Annotated in this window: 16 protein-coding genes; 5 read left to right on the top strand and 11 right to left on the bottom strand. The window is 59.4% G+C overall.

What is annotated here, in order from left to right; translation table 11 throughout:
- Window positions 1-52 precede the first annotated feature (52 nt).
- The 8 genes from hpaI to AB4O35_RS16270 all read right to left on the bottom strand — a co-directional run bounded on the left by hpaI (window position 53) and on the right by AB4O35_RS16270 (window position 7,344).
- The gene (gene hpaI / locus AB4O35_RS16235) at window positions 53-853 is read right to left on the bottom strand and encodes a 4-hydroxy-2-oxoheptanedioate aldolase (protein ID WP_065875960.1); all 801 of its coding nucleotides are present in this window, start codon (window positions 851-853) and stop codon (window positions 53-55) included.
- Window positions 854-869: 16 nt separating this feature from the next.
- On the bottom strand, window positions 870-1,673 hold the full coding sequence (gene hpaH, locus AB4O35_RS16240; RefSeq protein WP_049712532.1) for a 2-oxo-hept-4-ene-1,7-dioate hydratase: 804 nt from the start codon (window positions 1,671-1,673) through the stop codon (window positions 870-872).
- An 11-nt stretch (window positions 1,674-1,684) separates the two neighbouring features.
- Window positions 1,685-2,989 (bottom strand): MFS transporter, encoded by a 1,305-nt coding sequence (locus tag AB4O35_RS16245; protein ID WP_065890700.1) that lies wholly within the window; start codon window positions 2,987-2,989, stop codon window positions 1,685-1,687.
- A gap of 46 nt (window positions 2,990-3,035) precedes the next feature.
- Window positions 3,036-3,428 carry a tautomerase family protein gene (locus tag AB4O35_RS16250; protein WP_065875962.1) on the bottom strand — a complete coding sequence of 131 codons (393 nt, stop codon included), beginning with the start codon at window positions 3,426-3,428 and terminating at the stop codon, window positions 3,036-3,038.
- A 15-nt stretch (window positions 3,429-3,443) separates the two neighbouring features.
- The gene (gene hpaD / locus AB4O35_RS16255) at window positions 3,444-4,301 is read right to left on the bottom strand and encodes a 3,4-dihydroxyphenylacetate 2,3-dioxygenase (protein ID WP_065880940.1); all 858 of its coding nucleotides are present in this window, start codon (window positions 4,299-4,301) and stop codon (window positions 3,444-3,446) included.
- A gap of 144 nt (window positions 4,302-4,445) precedes the next feature.
- A complete protein-coding gene (hpaE, locus tag AB4O35_RS16260) occupies window positions 4,446-5,906 on the bottom strand; it encodes a 5-carboxymethyl-2-hydroxymuconate semialdehyde dehydrogenase (protein ID WP_065875964.1) in 1,461 nt (486 codons plus the stop codon).
- A 5-nt stretch (window positions 5,907-5,911) separates the two neighbouring features.
- Window positions 5,912-6,682, bottom strand: coding sequence for a fumarylacetoacetate hydrolase family protein (locus AB4O35_RS16265; RefSeq protein WP_065875965.1), 771 nt, complete (start codon window positions 6,680-6,682; stop codon window positions 5,912-5,914).
- Entirely contained in the window at window positions 6,679-7,344 is a 666-nt protein-coding gene (locus AB4O35_RS16270) for a fumarylacetoacetate hydrolase family protein (RefSeq protein ID WP_065875966.1), read from the bottom strand. Before AB4O35_RS16270 ends, AB4O35_RS16265 begins: the two co-directional genes overlap by 4 nt.
- A 128-nt stretch (window positions 7,345-7,472) precedes the next feature.
- Between AB4O35_RS16270 and hpaA the strand changes: the two genes are divergently transcribed.
- The gene (gene hpaA / locus AB4O35_RS16275; protein ID WP_065875967.1) at window positions 7,473-8,333 is read left to right on the top strand and encodes a 4-hydroxyphenylacetate catabolism regulatory protein HpaA; all 861 of its coding nucleotides are present in this window, start codon (window positions 7,473-7,475) and stop codon (window positions 8,331-8,333) included.
- A gap of 42 nt (window positions 8,334-8,375) precedes the next feature.
- On the opposite strand, the gene AB4O35_RS16280 is transcribed toward hpaA, so the two are convergent.
- Window positions 8,376-9,170: a helix-turn-helix transcriptional regulator gene (locus tag AB4O35_RS16280; RefSeq protein WP_065945915.1), complete on the bottom strand. Its 795-nt coding sequence runs from the start codon at window positions 9,168-9,170 to the stop codon at window positions 8,376-8,378.
- Between the two features lie 530 nt (window positions 9,171-9,700).
- Here AB4O35_RS16280 and AB4O35_RS16285 point away from each other — a divergent pair.
- From AB4O35_RS16285 to AB4O35_RS16295, 3 genes are all read left to right on the top strand, one after another.
- Window positions 9,701-10,621, top strand: coding sequence for an ATP-binding cassette domain-containing protein (locus AB4O35_RS16285; RefSeq protein WP_065945916.1), 921 nt, complete (start codon window positions 9,701-9,703; stop codon window positions 10,619-10,621).
- Window positions 10,622-11,001: 380 nt separating this feature from the next.
- Window positions 11,002-11,745, top strand: coding sequence for an ABC transporter permease (locus tag AB4O35_RS16290; RefSeq protein WP_065945917.1), 744 nt, complete (start codon window positions 11,002-11,004; stop codon window positions 11,743-11,745).
- Entirely contained in the window at window positions 11,745-12,458 is a 714-nt protein-coding gene (locus AB4O35_RS16295) for an AAA family ATPase (RefSeq protein ID WP_065890703.1), read from the top strand. Before AB4O35_RS16290 ends, AB4O35_RS16295 begins: the two co-directional genes overlap by 1 nt.
- Window positions 12,459-12,514: 56 nt before the next feature.
- Here AB4O35_RS16295 and arnT read toward each other — a convergent pair whose 3' ends face one another.
- Entirely contained in the window at window positions 12,515-14,170 is a 1,656-nt protein-coding gene (arnT, locus tag AB4O35_RS16300; RefSeq protein ID WP_065890704.1) for a lipid IV(A) 4-amino-4-deoxy-L-arabinosyltransferase, read from the bottom strand.
- Between the two features lie 174 nt (window positions 14,171-14,344).
- Window positions 14,345-15,022, bottom strand: coding sequence for a lipopolysaccharide core heptose(II)-phosphate phosphatase PmrG (gene pmrG / locus AB4O35_RS16305; protein WP_065876019.1), 678 nt, complete (start codon window positions 15,020-15,022; stop codon window positions 14,345-14,347).
- Window positions 15,023-15,296: 274 nt separating this feature from the next.
- Here pmrG and AB4O35_RS16310 point away from each other — a divergent pair, with 274 nt between their 5' ends.
- Window positions 15,297-15,965 carry an ABC transporter ATP-binding protein gene (locus tag AB4O35_RS16310; protein ID WP_065880970.1) on the top strand — a complete coding sequence of 223 codons (669 nt, stop codon included), beginning with the start codon at window positions 15,297-15,299 and terminating at the stop codon, window positions 15,963-15,965.
- Window position 15,966 lies beyond the last annotated feature (1 nt).

Below are 15,966 nucleotides of genomic sequence, written 5' to 3' on the forward strand. Positions count from 1 at the left end.
GCCCACTACAGGCCAAAGGTGGGAGCTGGCAAGCCAGCTCCCACAGGAGATCTCAGTAGACTCCTCCTCCTGGGGTGGCCTCGGGAATGCCTTTGAATTTCCCCGCCAGCGCCTGCAACCCACGCATCAACACCGTGGTATCCACTCCCACTGCCACAAACGTCGCACCCAGCTCGATATAACGGCGCGCCAGGCTTTCATCAGCACTGAGAATCCCCGCCGCCTTGCCCGACTGCACGATGCGCGCGATTGCCTGTTCAATCGCCACCTGCACCTCCGGATGCCCAGGATTGCCCCGATGCCCCATCGACGCACTCAAATCCGCCGGGCCGATGAACACGCCGTCCACCCCCTCAATGGCGGCAATCTCATCCAGATTCGCCAGGCCTTCACGGTTTTCAATCTGCACCAGCAGGCACATCTGTGCATCCGCCTGATCGAGGTAACCGGGAATGCTGTTCCAGCGCGAAGCCCGGGCCAGGGCGCTGCCCACACCGCGAATACCCTGTGGCGGATAACGCATGGCGCGTACCAGTTCGCGGGCCTGGGCGGCGCTTTCCACCATGGGCACCAGCAGTGTCTGGGCGCCGATATCCAACAGCTGCTTGATGAGCGCGCTGTCACCAATCACCGGACGAATCAACGCCTGGCTAGGGTAGGGCGCTACCGCCTGCAACTGGCCGAGCATGCCGTGCAGGTGATTGGGCGCGTGTTCGCCGTCGATCAGCAGCCAGTCGAAACCGGCGTTGGCGGCCAATTCCGCACTGTAAGCGTTGGCGAGGCCGAGCCACAGGCCGATCTGTACCTCGCCCTTGTGCAGGCGTTGTTTGAAGTGGTTGACGGGCATGTCCATGACGATCCTCCAGGGTTCAGACGAAGCGGCAGGCAATCGAGCCGAGCATGTCGTAGTCGACATGAAAGGTGTCGCCAGGCCTGGCCGCGACCGGCCGGGTGAAAGAGCCGCCAAGAATGATTTGCCCCGGCAACAGCGTCACGTCATAGGCTGCCAGCTTGTTTGCCAGCCAGGCGACGCCTTTTGCCGGGTGATTCAGCACCGCCGCCGATACACCAGATTCTTCGATTACGCCATTGCGGTACAGCACAGCGGGTACTTTGCGCAGGTCGATCTCGGTAGGCCGCACGGCGCGGCCGCCCAGCACCACACCGGCATTGGCGGCGTTGTCGGAGATGGTGTCGAAGACTTTGCGGGTAGCGTTGGTCTGCGGGTCGACCTGCTGGATGCGCGCGTCAATGATTTCCAGCGCCGGGATCACCCATTCGGTCGCGTCGAGCACATCGAACACCGTGCAGTTCGGGCCCTTGAGCGGTTTGCCGAGGATAAACGCGAGTTCCACCTCCACCCGCGGCACGATGAAGCGTTCGAAGGGAATGTCGCTGCCTTCGTCGAAAAACATGTCATCGAGCAGAGCCCCGTAGTCGGGCTCGGTGATGTTCGACGACACTTGCATGGCCCGCGACGTGAGGCCGATCTTGTGGCCCTTCAACGTACGCCCGTCCTTGATCTTCTGCGCCACCCAGGCGCGCTGGATGGCGTAGGCGTCGTCAATCGTGATGCCCGGATAGTCGAGGGAAAACTGGCGGACCTGTTCGCGGCTGCGTTCGGCGCGGTCCAGGTTGGCAGCGGCCTGGAGGATTTGCTGGGAGTCGAGCATGGCAAGCGTCCTTAGTGTGGGTTAACGATGGCAGCGTGGGTGCGCAGCACCAGCAGGCCGCCGAGGGCGATAAACAGGGCGAGTACGTAAAGGGCCAGGCTGGCGCTATGGGTGGCGTCGCGCATCCAGCCGATCAGATACGGCGCGAGGAACGCGGCGATGCTGCCGAACGAGCTGATCATGGCGATGCCGGCCGCTTGGGTCGTGTTGGACAGAAACGCCGGCGGCAGTTGCCAGAACATCGGCAACGCTGCACTGGCGCCCATGCCGGCGACCACCAGCCCGCCCATCACCAGCAATGGATTTCCCGGCGCCAGGCCGGCCACGGCGATGCCGACGGCGGCCATCAGCAGCGGCACACACAGGTGCCAGCGGCGTTCGCGATGGCGGTCGGATGAACGCCCGCAGCCGATCATGAAGAAACACCCGGCCAGGTACGGCACGGCGCTGAGCAGGCCGACCTGGCTGTCGCGGCCAATGCCGGCGCCGTGGATCAGGGTGGGCATCCAGAACGCCAGCGTGTTGACCGCCAGCATCACGGCGAAATACACCGCCACCAGCAACCACACCTGCGGGTCGCGCAGGATGCCGCCGAACGAGGTGATGGTCTTGCGCTGTTCTTCGCTGCGCAGTTGGGCGTACAGTTGTTGTTTCTGCTCAGGCGTAAGCCAGCGCGCCGAGTCAAAGCTATCCGGCAGCCACTTGAGCACCACCAGCCCCAGCAACACCACGGGCAGGCCTTCGATCAAGAACATCCACTGCCAGCCGCGCATGCCGCCCACATTATGGAAATGTTCGAGGATCGCCCCGGACAAGGGCCCGCCCAACACACCGGCCATCGGTACCGCAATCGCAAACAACGCCGTGACCTGGGCCCTGCGCCGCGCAGGGTACCAACGGTTGAGAAACACCAGGATCCCGGGGAAAAAACCGGCCTCGGCGACCCCCAGCAAAAAGCGCAGTACATAGAAACCACGCGCGCTCTCCACCCACAGCATGCCGGTGGACAACACGCCCCACACCACCATCAGGCTGGCGATCCAACGCCTGGGGCCGACGCGGTCGAGTGCGATATTGCTCGGCACGCCAAACAGCGCGTAGGCGATAAAGAACAGTCCGGCGCCGAAACCGTAGACCGTGTCGCTGAAATGCAGGTCGCTGCTCATCTGCATCTTGGCGAAGCCGATGTTGATGCGGTCCAGATGGGCGAACAGGTAACACACCAGCAACAGCGGCATCAGGCGCCACGTCACCAAACGATGGGTGCGGTCGTGCTCGGCCAGCGCGCGGCTGGCAGTGGATTGGGCTGTGCTCATGATGTTGTACTTTTTGTCTGAGTGGCCGTGAGGGGAGCGGCGGGATTCAGCCCGCCGGGTTGTTCAGGAACGCATGCACATTGTTCAGCTTGTAGTTGAGCTGCGGATGTAACTCGACCATCTCGAATGACAGTGCCAGCAAGCGTTGCGCCTGCAACGGGGCGAAGTGTTCGGTGATCAGCGCAAACAACGCCTCGGCCACCGCCTGGCGCGTGGCCAGGTCGCGGCCATGGCCGACCTTGAGGGTCATGTGCACAAAGGCGTAGTCGTGCTTGCCATCGGCCATGCGCCAGGTGTCCAGGCGCACGCCGCGGCTGCGAATACCGCCCAAGGGAAACACGTCACTGTCTCCCAACACGCGGTGAACCTTTTCAAACAGGCCAGGCAGGTCGGCCTGCTGTTCAATGTTGTCGGTGTACTCGGCGATAAAATGCGGCATGGGTTTCTCCCAGTTCTATAGCGGGAAAATCGCGTTGATCTGGCCGGTGCCCGAACTGCCGAACGGCGGCGTAATGATCTCCGCCGGCTGGGCATATTCCGGCCCGCCGAGCAGGCCCAGGAGCATGGCGGTGTCGTGCATCTTGCCTTCGCCAAAGCAGTGTTCGGCGTAGTCCGGCAGCATCGCGCAGAACTCTTTGAAACGGCCTTGCTTCCACATTTCCACCACGTGCAGGTCCATCTGTTTGTCGAACTCGCGGGTCCAGTTGTGGATATTCGCCTCGGCCTCGCGGTCGTCCGAAAACCGGTGGGACAGCGAGCCGGACGCCAGCACCAGCACCTTGCGATCGCTCTTCTCGATCGCCCGGCGTACGGCGGCACCGAAGGCAAAGCTGTCTTCCAGGCGGTGCCAGGCGCACCACGCGGCGATCGAAATGACCTTGAATTTCTCATCCTCCGGCACGCCCATGTGCATGTAGCGCATGGGCACCAGCGTGCCGTATTCCAGCTCCAGGCTCGGGATGTTATGGGCCATGCTGCGCACGCCGGCCAGGTTGGCCTCGGCGGCGATCAGCTCGCCCAGTTCCGGGCAACCGGGGTAGGCGTAGTCCATGTTCTTGATGAAATGCGGCAGCTCGTTGCTGGTGTAGGTGCCCTGGAATTGCTCGCCGCAATTGATGTGATAACCGCTGTTGACCAGCCAGTGCACGTCAAACACCACCGCCGTGTCGGCGCCCAGCTCGCGGGCGCGGCGGCCGATTTCCTTGTGCCCGGCAATCGCCGCGTCGCGACAGCCGTGATGCTTGCCGGGCAGTTCCGACAGGTACATCGACGGTACGTGGCAGATCTTCGCCGCCAGGACCACTTCGCCCATGATGATTCTCCTGAATAATTATTCTTGTAATGACAATGAGATCCCTGTGGGAGCTGGCTCGCCTGCGATGGCATCGACGCGTTCTCCTGAGGCACCGCATCGCGGGCAAGCCCGGCTCCCACAGGACAGCTAGCATGTCCCGAATTACACGCCCCAACGCGGGATGTGATGACTGCCCATGGAAATGCACACGTTCTTGATCTCGGCAAACACTTCAAAGCTGTACTGGCCACCTTCGCGACCGGTACCTGAACCTTTCACCCCACCGAACGGCTGACGCAAATCGCGCACGTTCTGGCTGTTGATAAATACCATGCCGGCTTCAATACCGCGCGCCAGGCGATGGGCCTTGCCGATGTCCTGGGTCCAGATGTAGGAGGCCAGGCCGTACTCGGTGTCGTTGGCCAGTTGCAGGGCCTCGGCCTCGTCCTTGAAGGGAATGAGGCACACCACCGGGCCGAAGATTTCTTCCTGAGCGATGCGCATGTTGTTGTTCACGTCGGCAAATACCGTCGGCTGGATAAACTGGCCGCGGCTCAAGTGCGCCGGCAAGTTGGCTGGCCGTTCCAGGCCACCGGCGAGCAGGGTCGCACCTTCCTCGATACCAATCCTGATGTAGCCGGTGACCTTGTCGTAATGCGCCTGGGTGATCATCGAGCCGACCTGGGTCTTCGGGTCTTGCGGGTCCCCTACGATCAGGCGTTTCGCGCGGGCGGCGAATTCGGCGACAAACTGCGGGTAGACGCTTTCCTGGATAAAAATGCGGCTGCCGGCGGTGCAACGTTCGCCGTTCAGCGAAAAGATCGTGAACAGCGCCGCGTCGAGGGCCCGCTCCAGATCAGCGTCTTCAAAGATCAGCACCGGCGACTTGCCGCCCAGCTCCATGGAGTACTTTTTCAGGCCTGCGGTCTGCATGATTTTCTTGCCGGTGGCGGTGCCGCCGGTAAAGGAAATAGCGCGCACATCCGGGTGACGTACCAGGGCATCGCCCGCCGTGGCGCCATAACCCTGGATCACGTTGAGCACGCCGTTGGGAATCCCGGCTTCTAGCGCCAGGCGCCCCAGTTCATTGGCGGTCAGCGGCGACAGTTCCGACATCTTCAACACCGCCGTATTGCCCAGGGCAAGGCACGGCGCGGTCTTCCAGGTGGCGGTCATGAACGGCACGTTCCACGGCGACACCAACCCGCACACGCCCACCGGTTGGTACAGGGTGTAGTTGAGCATCTGGTCGTCCACCGGATAACTGTGGCCGTCCATACGTGTGCAGACTTCGGCGAAGAAGTCGAAGTTGTGCGAGGCGCGCGGAATCAATACGTTTTTGGTCTGGTGGATCGGCAGCCCGGTGTCGAGGGTTTCCAGTTCGGCCAGGTGCGGCACGTTCTGCTCGATCAGCTCACCGAGCTTGCGCATCAGGCGTGCACGTTCCTTGGCTGGGGTGTTGGCCCACTTGGGGAACGCTGCCTTGGCTGCCGCTACGGCTTGCGCGACTTCCTCCGGGCCGCCGCTGGCGACTTCACCAATCGCCTCGCCAGTGGCCGGGTTGTAATTGATGAAGGTGTCTTTGCTTTCGACTTCACGGCCGTTGATCCAGTGTTTGATCATGTCTCTCACGCCTCTTTACGGACGGAGAAGAATTCCGTCTCGCTGACAATTCGGTTGACCAGCCGGCCCACGCCTTCGACTTCCACCACCACTTCATCGCCGGGCACCACATCGGCCAGGCCCTCGGGCGTGCCGGTGGCGATCATGTCGCCGGGTTGCAGAGTCATGAAGCTGGACAGGTATTCGATGAGGTAGGGGATATCGAAAATCATGTCGCGGGTGCTGCCTTCCTGGCGCAGTTCACCGTTGATCCACGTGCGCAGCTTCAGGTTGCTCGGGTCGGGTACGTCTGCGACATCGACGATCCACGGGCCGACCGGGGTGGTGGCGTCGCGGTTTTTTACGCGCAGGTTGGGGCGGTAGTAGTTTTCCAGGTAGTCGCGGATCGCGTAGTCGTTGCACACCGTATAGCCGGCCAGGTAATCCAGGGCGCCGGCGCGCTTGACGTTGCGTGCGACCTTGCCGATCACTGCCACGAGCTCGCACTCGTAGTGCATGTAGGCGACGTTGTCCGGGCGCCAGGTGAGTTGGCGGTGGCCGGTGTAGGTGCCGACGGACTTGATAAAGGCCAGCGGTTCCGTGGGTGGGGTGAAGGCCAGCTCGGCGGCGTGGTCGGCGTAGTTCAAACCGAGGGCGAACATGGTGCCGGTGGCCGGTGGCAGCCATTCCACCTGATCCTCGGCGAGCAGGCGACCATCGCTCAGGCGCACGGCGTTATCGGCCTCGACCTGCACAGCGTGGACATTATCTTCAAAGCGGATGCGGGCGTGTTTCATGCTTGAGTCTCCGCTTGAATATGGCTAAAAAGGCGGCCCACGCCGCTGATCTCGACCTCAACCTTGTCGCCAGGCAGCACATCCACGCGGCCTTCAGGGGTGCCTGTGATCAGCACATCGCCGGGATGCAGGGTCATGAATTCGCTGATCTCGGCGATCAATTGCGGGATATCGCGGACCCAATTGGCGGTGGAGTTTTCCTGGCGCAGTTCGCCGTTGACCGACAGTTTGAGGCTCAGCTTGTTTGGGTTGGCAATCTGATCCCGCGGGACAAGGTGTGGCCCGAGGACGCAAAAGCCATCGCGGCATTTGGCTTTGACGGCGGGGCGGTAGTAGCTGTCTTCCGGCAGGCTGAACTCGTTGACCACCACGTAGCCCGCCACATGAGCCATGGCATTTTCCAGGCTGACGCGGCTCGCACGCTGGCCGATCACCACACCCAGGGCGGGGCCGGGTTGCAGGCGTTCACCCTGTGGATGCAGCACCACGGCGTTGTGCCCGTTGCGCGTATTCGGGGTTTTGATAAACAGCACGGGCTTGGTCGGCGGCTTCTGGTAGGGCGCCTGCTGGAAGGCGGCGAGATGCTGGTCCAGCAGGCCCCGGTAGTTCAGCGCAACGCCGAACAGGGTGCCGCTGGCAACATCATGCAGGGTACGGCTCATGCGTTTCTCCTGACGGTGGCGACTGCTGCATAGGCAGTTCGTTAAGTTGTTAACGTTATAATTAATATGTTAACTACCGTCAAGCGTGGCAAAATCCAACGGCACTCAAACAAGAACCAGGTGACAACGTGCAGCCGATTCCCAACATCAACATCGGGCAGGTCTACGACCAGCGTTACAGCGATGCCGAGGTGCATTACGACAAGCTCGGCAACCTGGCGGGTTTTTTCGGGCGCAACATGCCCGTGCATCGGCATGACCGTTTTTTCCAGGTGCATTACGTGAAGAGCGGTGCGGTGCGGGTGTATCTGGATGACCGCCAGTACGTGGAGTCCGGGCCGATGTTTTTCCTCACTCCGCCCACGGTGCCGCACGCTTTTGTTACCGAAGCGGATGCCGACGGACATGTGCTGACCGTGCGCCAGCAACTTGTGTGGGGAGTGATTGACGCCGACCCCAGCCTTGCCTCTGGCGCAGCCTGTGTGGCGCTGACGGCGGGTGACCACGGCCTGGATCAACTGTTTGAAGACTTGAACGATGAGATCAACGCTGAACGGGCAGGGCGCGCCGCTGCGCTGGAGAGCCTCACGCGGCTGATCATGATTCGCTTGCTGCGCCTGTGCGCGCACTCGTTACCCGCGCGCCCGACCCGCCATGAGGACCTGCGCATCTTCCATCGCTTCAACGAATTGATCGAGGCCCACTATCTGGAGCACTGGCCGCTGGTGCGGTATGCCGAGGGGATTGGCGTGACCGAGGCACGCCTGAATGAAGTCTGTCGACGCCTGGCTGATCTACCGTCCAAGCGCCTGATCCTGGAACGCGTGATGCAGGAAGCCAAGCGCCTACTGCTGTTTACCGGCAGCTCCGCGAACGAAATCTGCTACCAGTTGGGTTTCAAGGACCCGGCGTATTTCAGCCGGTTTTTCCTTCGTTATGCGCAGCTGACGCCGGGAGAGTATCGGCTGCGACAGTCGGGTTTGCGCTGACACTTCAGGCGCCTACCCTCGCGAATGCGCTCAATTTATTCATCAAACACCGATCATCCATTTGGCCAAACCATGTCGCCCACTGACGCCCAACTTCGCAGCAGCGCGCTTGAGGTAGGTTTCGATGGAGCTGTTCTTCACGCTGAGTTTTTCCGCCATCTGCGGCACGGTGCCGCCCGTCAGTAGACCGAGGCACACCTCCTGCTCGCGTGCCGAGAGGGTGATGTCGCCGAGGGACAGGCGCTTGTAGAACTCACGCTGCAATTGCGATTGTTCCAGCAACGTGTGGGCCGGTTCGACTTCGGCGTGCGGTGCCTGGCGCAGGCTCTGCGCATGGAACTCGATCAGTGGCAGCAGGGTGTCCGACAGGCACTTGAGAAACGACAACTCGGCCAGGGAGAACCCGCGCTGGTTGGGCGGGCGATAAAACGAAATCACAAAGCGCCGTTTGCCCTGGCGCGACACCAGGTTGCACTGGTGCGAGGTGCCGCGTGGGTACGCGCTTTTGGCCTTGGCCTTTAGCTGGATCAGCAGCGGGTCCTGCATGCCGAGCATTTCCCGCAGCAACGGGTGGTCGTCCATGGAGTTCAGCGGCTGGGGCGGCGGCAGGTCCTGCGTCTGGCCAGCGCTGCCGAGCAACGTGATATCGAGCACGCGGTCGCGTAGCTCGTCGAGGGTCCATTCGCTGAGGTCCACCAGGTGGATCGGTACCCATTTGTCCACCAGGTGCAGCATGTGCGCGGCGAAGTCGGCGTGCCCACTGTTGGCAATCAACTCGCCCATTTCGGCATAGAAATTCGGGCTCTGGGTGTTCGCAATAGTGCGGGTCAAGCTCATTGCCATCTCATCCTTGATGTCGAAAACCGTCTGCAAATTCTCTGGCCTCTGCGGGGCGATCCGTGGCTCACACACCAGAGTTGGTACTCGAAATTGTAGTTACCTAGGGGATTCGTCCTACGCATGTAGCAGAAACGATGGACACAAAGTGCCATAAAAACAACGTCATTAATTCGACGTTTCTGAGAGGCAATTCCGGATGCAAAAAACCAAAGGTTTTTTTGATTTTCGTTAACTTGTTGATAATTAAGCAATAATTACTATTTTTAGGCGACCATGAAATCCAATAGCGGCCAAACATAGCCAATGTCCTACAACTCTTTAATCGTTTCAGCGGATCGCCGTCAGCCAAGCGCTCAACGAGCTGCTGACAAGGGCCTTATAACTCAAAATATTTTTGATATGCGATTCAGCTATTGGATTGTTCATGAGGTAATGCATTTAATTTGGTGCCTAACTCATTGTTGTTTTGCATAAATCAGCGCCCTGGCGCGTTGCAATGAGTCATTGTTCCGCCTTAGAGATTAGCCATGAGCAACCCCGTTGCCCCCGAGCCGCTGGTCCGCCTGCTTGGCCTGTGCAAGCGCTTTGGCGCCCAATGGGCACTGGATCAGATCAACCTGGATATCTACCCGGGGGAGGGCGTGGCGCTGCTCGGCGCTGCGGGGGCGGGAAAATCTACCCTGGTCAACATCCTCAGCGGCATCCTGGCGCCGGATGCTGGCGAACTGTGGGTGGATGGGCAACGCCAACGCTTTACCTCGCCCTTGTCGGCACGCCGAGTCGGCATTGTGGCCGTGCACCAACAGCCCGACGACGCCATCGCCCCTGGCCTGAGCGTGGCTGAGAACCTGTTGCTCGATGAGTTGGGGCAGCCTGACGTGGATTTTCTGCTCAACCGCAAGAGCCTGTTACAACGCGCCGAAGCCATCGCTGCCGGCCTGGGCCTGGACCTGCCGCTGCAATACCCGGTCGAACGCCTCGGCCAGGCGGATCGCCAACTGCTGGTACTGGCCCGCGCTTTTGCCCTGCAACCCAGGCTCCTGATCCTCGACGAACCCACCGCGGCCTTGCCGGAACCCGACACCGAACGCCTGCTTGGCCTGATCGACAGCCAGCGCGCACAAGGCGTGGCCATCCTCTACATATCCCAGCGCCTGTCCGACCTGCAACGGGTCACCAACCGCGCGATCGTATTGCAGGAAGGGCGGCTGACCAGCGACCTCAACACCCGGCACTTGCCGAGTGCGGCTTACACCTTGTTTGGGGATGTGGCCGAGCATTCTGCGATAACCCCTGACAAAGCGTTGCCGGTGCCGTTTCTGGAACGGTTCACTCGGGCTGGGTTTATTCGCAATCGGGCCGAGGGGCGGGCCGTGCAGGCGCAGGTGAGGGGATTGCCAGTCCACAAGACTAGCTCGCAACTAAACGACGAAGCGGAGTCAAGTTAGGGTTGCATATCTGTTCGGGCGCGCGATATGAGTTGTGCCATTTGTCGGATTGTTTTATGCATGCTTGTAGGAATAATCCTCATCCTACAAAAAATATCTGAGTTGGCGCTTTCTGTTTTTTATTATTTGGTAAGTCGTATCGTATTGATTTTATGCAAGGTCGCATTTGATGAGGAAGGCTGGAATAAACTTTGGCGTTTTGCGCAATTATTGGAATTCTGAAAGTGGTGAGTGAAACTTCCTAATTGGAATAGTCAACTTTCCTACGCTAAATTTTTATAACTATTGCGGTTTTCTCCGGTAGAGCTACATTGTTTTCGTTGCTGGTTGATAGGCGGTGCATTATTAGAGAGGATGGTCCCATTTCCGTGAGGTGAATAATGAAGCCATATTTATTGTTCGCGCCATTTTCACTCGCGGCGCTATTCATAAAAGAACAATTAAAAGAGCCTATTGCATTATTTTGGACAGTGGTGTCTCCCGTGGTGACCTACTATTTGATCACCTATGCTAAGACTCCAGTAAGTGATGCGTCTGTCGATTATTTGTCTGGCACTTCCTGGTTTTACGCGTTTGTAGCGTCAAGTGTGGCGCTATTTGGTCTGGCGTTTTACATAGTGGGTCCGAGGGAAAGTGGCTTTCTGCGATCATTCGTTTATACGGGCCGAACAAGAATTATCTTTCTTATTGGGCAGTTTCTCGCGTATTCGGTTGTTGCAGTACTGTATTGCACTGTCTTCTATGTGCTCGCGCGTCATTCTTTTGGCGTTTTTAACGGCGCTGAGTACTTAGTTGTGGTTGCGCGGTTTTATATATGTTTTCTTATTTTTTCCATACCTTCGCTATTGCTGACGCTGGTGCCGCTGGGCTTCAAGAATGCGAGTACTGTCTTTTCCATGTTGTCGTTAGCGATGCTGGCGCTTGGGATTATGAGTTCTGGTTCTTCCAGTCCAGCCTTTGCCATTGTCAGTTTTTTTAATCCGATGGGGTGGGCAAACAAGGTTATGTTAGTCGGGGTGGCGGAGTGTTGGTTGGTTGTTCTACTGGTTGTCGTGTTGTTGGTAGTTTCGTTCTTTTTGATGTTTCGCTTTTTACGTATTAACCCCGTATGGAGTCGTTATTGATGAAACGGCTTATCGTAAACGCTCTTGACGTCAGGTATGCCTCTCACATTTTGTTGCAGCATGCGACTCTGACAATTGAGGCGGGTTCAATTTCAGGGTTGTTAGGACCCAATGGCTCCGGAAAAACCACGTTTTTCGATGTGATTTGTGGCCTGAAGAAGATAGCGGGCGGTGAGATAAACAACTCTTTTTCCAAACTGCTTTATCTGTCGCAAATCATCAACACACCCCCTGTGTTTCGCATGTTCGACATCTTCAAAATGACCATGCTCTTTTGCTCTGAAACACAGGTCACTCAACAACACGCTTTGGAGAGGATCGGAAAGTGGAGCCCCGGCATTGCAGAAAGGTATTGCGACATTTGGAACAAAAAATCCTCCCTCTGTAGCTACGGAGAAAAGCGTTGGTTTTTCACTTTGTCATTGCTCTGCGCCAACGCGGACCTGGTGATACTGGACGAACCCACGGCGGGTGTAGACCCTGAGTTTCGTTATCACATTTGGCGATGCCTGGAGGGGGCGGCGGCGGAAGGTGTCGCGGTGTTGGTTTCATCGCACAACGTCGATGAGATCGTCACGCATTGCGATGACTTTTACATGCTTAGCCAGCGGCGATTCAACCGTTTCACTGACGCGCAAAGCTTCATGAGCACGTACGGTGGTAACAGCCTGGATGAGGCATTTACCCATGCCGCCAGCCTGCCAAAGGGATAGACCACGCCCAGTAACAGCAGCAGGATCACCGCGTTCAGTTATCCAGAATGCCGCCCTCAGGCCGATTTCGGGTAGATGATCAGTTCCAGGCAACCCTTGTAGTAGCGTTTGCCCCCAGGCGGCAGTTGCCCCGCTTCGCGCATTTCACTGGTGCTGTTGACCCGCATCAGCACGCCTACCGAGCCGTGCTGGCGCGCGTCCTTGAGCCAGGTTTGTACCTCCTCCAATTCGACTTTGCGATGTACCGACCCCGCGTATTGCAAGCCGTAGCGCAGTTCGCCTTCGGTGTCATACAGCGCCACTTCCGGGCGTTTCAGGCGCCAGGCCAGGGCGCTGGCATTGCTCAGTTCATTGCTCAACAGCGCGTTGGTCTGCTGCAGTTCTTCAAGGTGTTCGAGCACGAACTGGTCGGGCATTTCGTTATCTGCGATCCACGCCGGCATGCTCGCTGGCAGCAGGGTCACCAGCAGGCCGATGCCCAGCACCGGCATTGCCCACAACGTCAGCGGGCGAAACGCTTGCAACAAGTTGGCGAGGATCCACACCAGTAACACGATAAAAGCCAGGGACAGGCTGAACATCTCGGCGTGGCTGTTGCTGTACAGCGGCCGAGCGATCTGCAGATAGATCAAGCCGATCATGGCGACCATGCCGATCACGAAGTTGAGCAGGCCATTGAGGCAGATTGTGCGGGCGCGGCCGGTGCGGATCAGGTCGACCAGGGTATGCCCCATCAGCAATGCCAGGGGCAGCAGGCACGGCATGATATAAGTCGGCAGCTTGCCGTTGCTCAGGCTGAAGAAGCCCAGCGGCAGCAGCAACCACAGGGCCAGGAAGGTGATCGCCGGCTGGCGCTTTTCCTGCCAGGTCTTGCGCAGGGTGGCGGGCAGCAGACCTGCCCACGGCAGGCAAGACACCGCGATGATCGGCAGAAAGAACCACCACGGGCGCACGTGTTGCGCGTTGTCGGCGCTGAAGCGGCGGATGTGTTCATTCCAGAAAAAGAAGCGCCAGAAGTCGGGTTCCTGAAGGTGGATCGCCAGCGCCCACGGCAGGCACACCAACACCGCAACCGCCATGGCCAGCGGGCCATAGCGCAGCAACTCGCCCAGCCGGCGTTGCCAGAGCATGTAGGGCACGGCAATCAACACCGGCAGGGCCCAGGCCAGGAAGCCTTTGGTCAGGAAACCCAGGCCGCAGGCCAGGCCCAGCACGCCCCAGGCGCATAGGCGAGCACGCGTCGTGGCGCTTTCAAGTGCAAACCACAGGGCGACCAGGCTCAGGTTGACCCACAAGGTGAATTGCGGATCGAGGTTGGAGTAGCCCGCTTGCCCGGCCACCAGCCCGAAACTCAGGTAGAGCAGGGCGCAGGCGAAACTTTTGCGCGGATCATTCCACAGACGGCGGGCAATCAGGTAGGCAAGCAGCACGCTCAGGCCGCTGGTCACGGCTGAGGCGATGCGCACACCGAACAGGTTTTGGCCAAACACTGCCTGGCCCAGGGCGATCAACCAGTAGCCGCCGGCGGGTTTTTCGAAATAGCGGATACCCATGAAGTGCGGCGCCAACCAGTTGCCGCTTTGCAGCATCTCCTGGCTGATCTGGGCGTAACGGGTTTCGTCCGGGGTCCACAAGCCGTGCAGGCCCAGGGGCAACAGGTAAAACGCGACAAACGCCAGCAACACTACCGGCAGGGGTTTTAATCGATTCATGAAAACGTCGCTCCTTGACGTTTAGTGGCGGACGTTTGAAGTAATGAACTAATAACGGGAATAGTCACAGCATTCACTGAATTGCGGGAAATAGTCATGACGTCCTTAATTAAAAGGCGCAACTAAACATGCCAGAACAGGGCTGTCTTTTTGCTGAACAGGCCGAAGGGTGAGTTAATAGAGTTGTTTAAGAGCGGCGGGCCAGTCGGGATTGTTGACGATGCCCAAGGTCTTGAATTTGCCGTGGGGCAATACCTGTACGAACAGCGCACTGCCGTACTGGGGGAACGTGGCGTGGGGAAAGCCGAGGGTGGCTTCGAAGTCGGCAATGCAGCCGCTGTGGGTGACGAAAACCAAGTTGCGTCCCGGGGTTTTGTGGCTGAGCAGCTCTTCACCCATGGCCGCGCCGCAGACGGCTTGCTGGCCGGAGGTCACTTCGTTTTTGCCAAACATGAAGCGCAGCGTCTGAGCCGTGCGGATCGCGGGGCTGGCCAGTACGTCGCTGCCCTCCATGCCCAGTGTTTTAAAGGCGTTGCCCAGGGTTTCCGCCTGCTGGCTACCGTTGATCGTCAAGCCTTCCACGGGGCCCAGGCAAGGGTTGGCCGAGCGGTCGCAGCGCTCTTCGTGGCGCACCAGTACGATCAGGTCACCGTCGCGCCAGAGGGGCAGCACGTGGGAAGTCAGCAGGCGATCACTGACGCCCAGGTCGCGTGGCGAGGCGTGCCAGAGCAGGTTGCCGGCGACCAGCAGGCCGACCACGAATAGCCCCAACCATAGCGGTCGCAGGCGCTTGCTCAAGGCTCGGCGCGAGCGCGGTTTGGTCAGGGTAAGGTCAACCACTTCATTCACCATGGGCATTGTTGGCAGTGTCGTGTTAGTTGATCGCAACGTGTTGGCGGATGCCCGTAGTGGTGCCAGAGGCTGTCACAGGCGGGCTGTCTTTTCGCTGAACATGTTGTGGTTAAAAGTTGTCAGGCGTGGCAACTAACAAGTTGCCGACGAATGACCCATGGCCGGCAATTTAAAGTGCAGTGAGTGGGCAGCCGGTGAAATCAATGTGAAAAATTTGCGTGGTTGGGAGCAGCAGCCGTTATTCTCGATTGCCGCCCATCAAACGAGTGTTGCCATGTTGCAGGTGCAAGGAGTGTTTAAAAGCTATGCCACCCCCCAGGGTTCGTTAGCGGTGTTGGCCGGCGTCGATCTGCTCCTGGCCGAGCGCAGCAGCCTGGCGTTGATGGGCGAATCGGGCAGCGGCAAGAGCACCCTGTTACACCTGGTGGCCGGGCTGGATCGGGTGGATGGCGGCAGTATCCAGGTGGGTGAGCAGCGCCTCGATCAGCTCAGCGAGGCGCAACTGGCGCATTGGCGGCGTACGCAAATCGGCCTGGTATTCCAGCAGTTCAACCTGATCGGCAGCTTGCGGGTCGAGGACAACCTGGCGTTCCAGGCGCGGCTGGCGGGGCGGTTTGACCCCCAGTGGCAGGCGCAACTGGTGGAACGCCTGGGCCTGGGTGATCTGCTCAAGCGCTACCCGGAACAACTCTCCGGTGGTCAGCAGCAACGGGTCGCGGTGGGGCGGGCTTTGGCGTCACGACCGGGCCTGTTGTTGGCCGATGAACCCACCGGCAACCTTGACGAAGCCACCAGCGATGAAGTCCTGCAACTGCTGCTCGATTTGCTGCGCGACAGCCCCACCAGCCTGTTGATGGTCACCCACAGCCCGCGCATTGCCGCACGGCTGGACCGGCAGGTGGTGCTGCACCGCGGCCGTGTCGTACCGGCAGGCGCTGCTTGAG

It is taken from the genome of Pseudomonas sp. H1_A03 (assembly GCF_054685145.1).

Coding starts and splice junctions, on each gene's coding strand:
- hpaI (WP_065875960.1), bottom strand. CDS start 853: ATGGACATGCCCGTCAACCACTTCAAACAACGCCTGCACAAGGGCGAG.
- hpaH (WP_049712532.1), bottom strand. CDS start 1,673: ATGCTCGACTCCCAGCAAATCCTCCAGGCCGCTGCCAACCTGGACCGC.
- AB4O35_RS16245 (WP_065890700.1), bottom strand. CDS start 2,989: ATGAGCACAGCCCAATCCACTGCCAGCCGCGCGCTGGCCGAGCACGAC.
- AB4O35_RS16250 (WP_065875962.1), bottom strand. CDS start 3,428: ATGCCGCATTTTATCGCCGAGTACACCGACAACATTGAACAGCAGGCC.
- hpaD (WP_065880940.1), bottom strand. CDS start 4,301: ATGGGCGAAGTGGTCCTGGCGGCGAAGATCTGCCACGTACCGTCGATG.
- hpaE (WP_065875964.1), bottom strand. CDS start 5,906: ATGATCAAACACTGGATCAACGGCCGTGAAGTCGAAAGCAAAGACACC.
- AB4O35_RS16265 (WP_065875965.1), bottom strand. CDS start 6,682: ATGAAACACGCCCGCATCCGCTTTGAAGATAATGTCCACGCTGTGCAG.
- AB4O35_RS16270 (WP_065875966.1), bottom strand. CDS start 7,344: ATGAGCCGTACCCTGCATGATGTTGCCAGCGGCACCCTGTTCGGCGTT.
- AB4O35_RS16280 (WP_065945915.1), bottom strand. CDS start 9,170: ATGAGCTTGACCCGCACTATTGCGAACACCCAGAGCCCGAATTTCTAT.
- AB4O35_RS16285 (WP_065945916.1), top strand. CDS start 9,701: ATGAGCAACCCCGTTGCCCCCGAGCCGCTGGTCCGCCTGCTTGGCCTG.
- AB4O35_RS16290 (WP_065945917.1), top strand. CDS start 11,002: ATGAAGCCATATTTATTGTTCGCGCCATTTTCACTCGCGGCGCTATTC.
- AB4O35_RS16295 (WP_065890703.1), top strand. CDS start 11,745: ATGAAACGGCTTATCGTAAACGCTCTTGACGTCAGGTATGCCTCTCAC.
- arnT (WP_065890704.1), bottom strand. CDS start 14,170: ATGAATCGATTAAAACCCCTGCCGGTAGTGTTGCTGGCGTTTGTCGCG.
- pmrG (WP_065876019.1), bottom strand. CDS start 15,022: ATGGTGAATGAAGTGGTTGACCTTACCCTGACCAAACCGCGCTCGCGC.
- AB4O35_RS16310 (WP_065880970.1), top strand. CDS start 15,297: ATGTTGCAGGTGCAAGGAGTGTTTAAAAGCTATGCCACCCCCCAGGGT.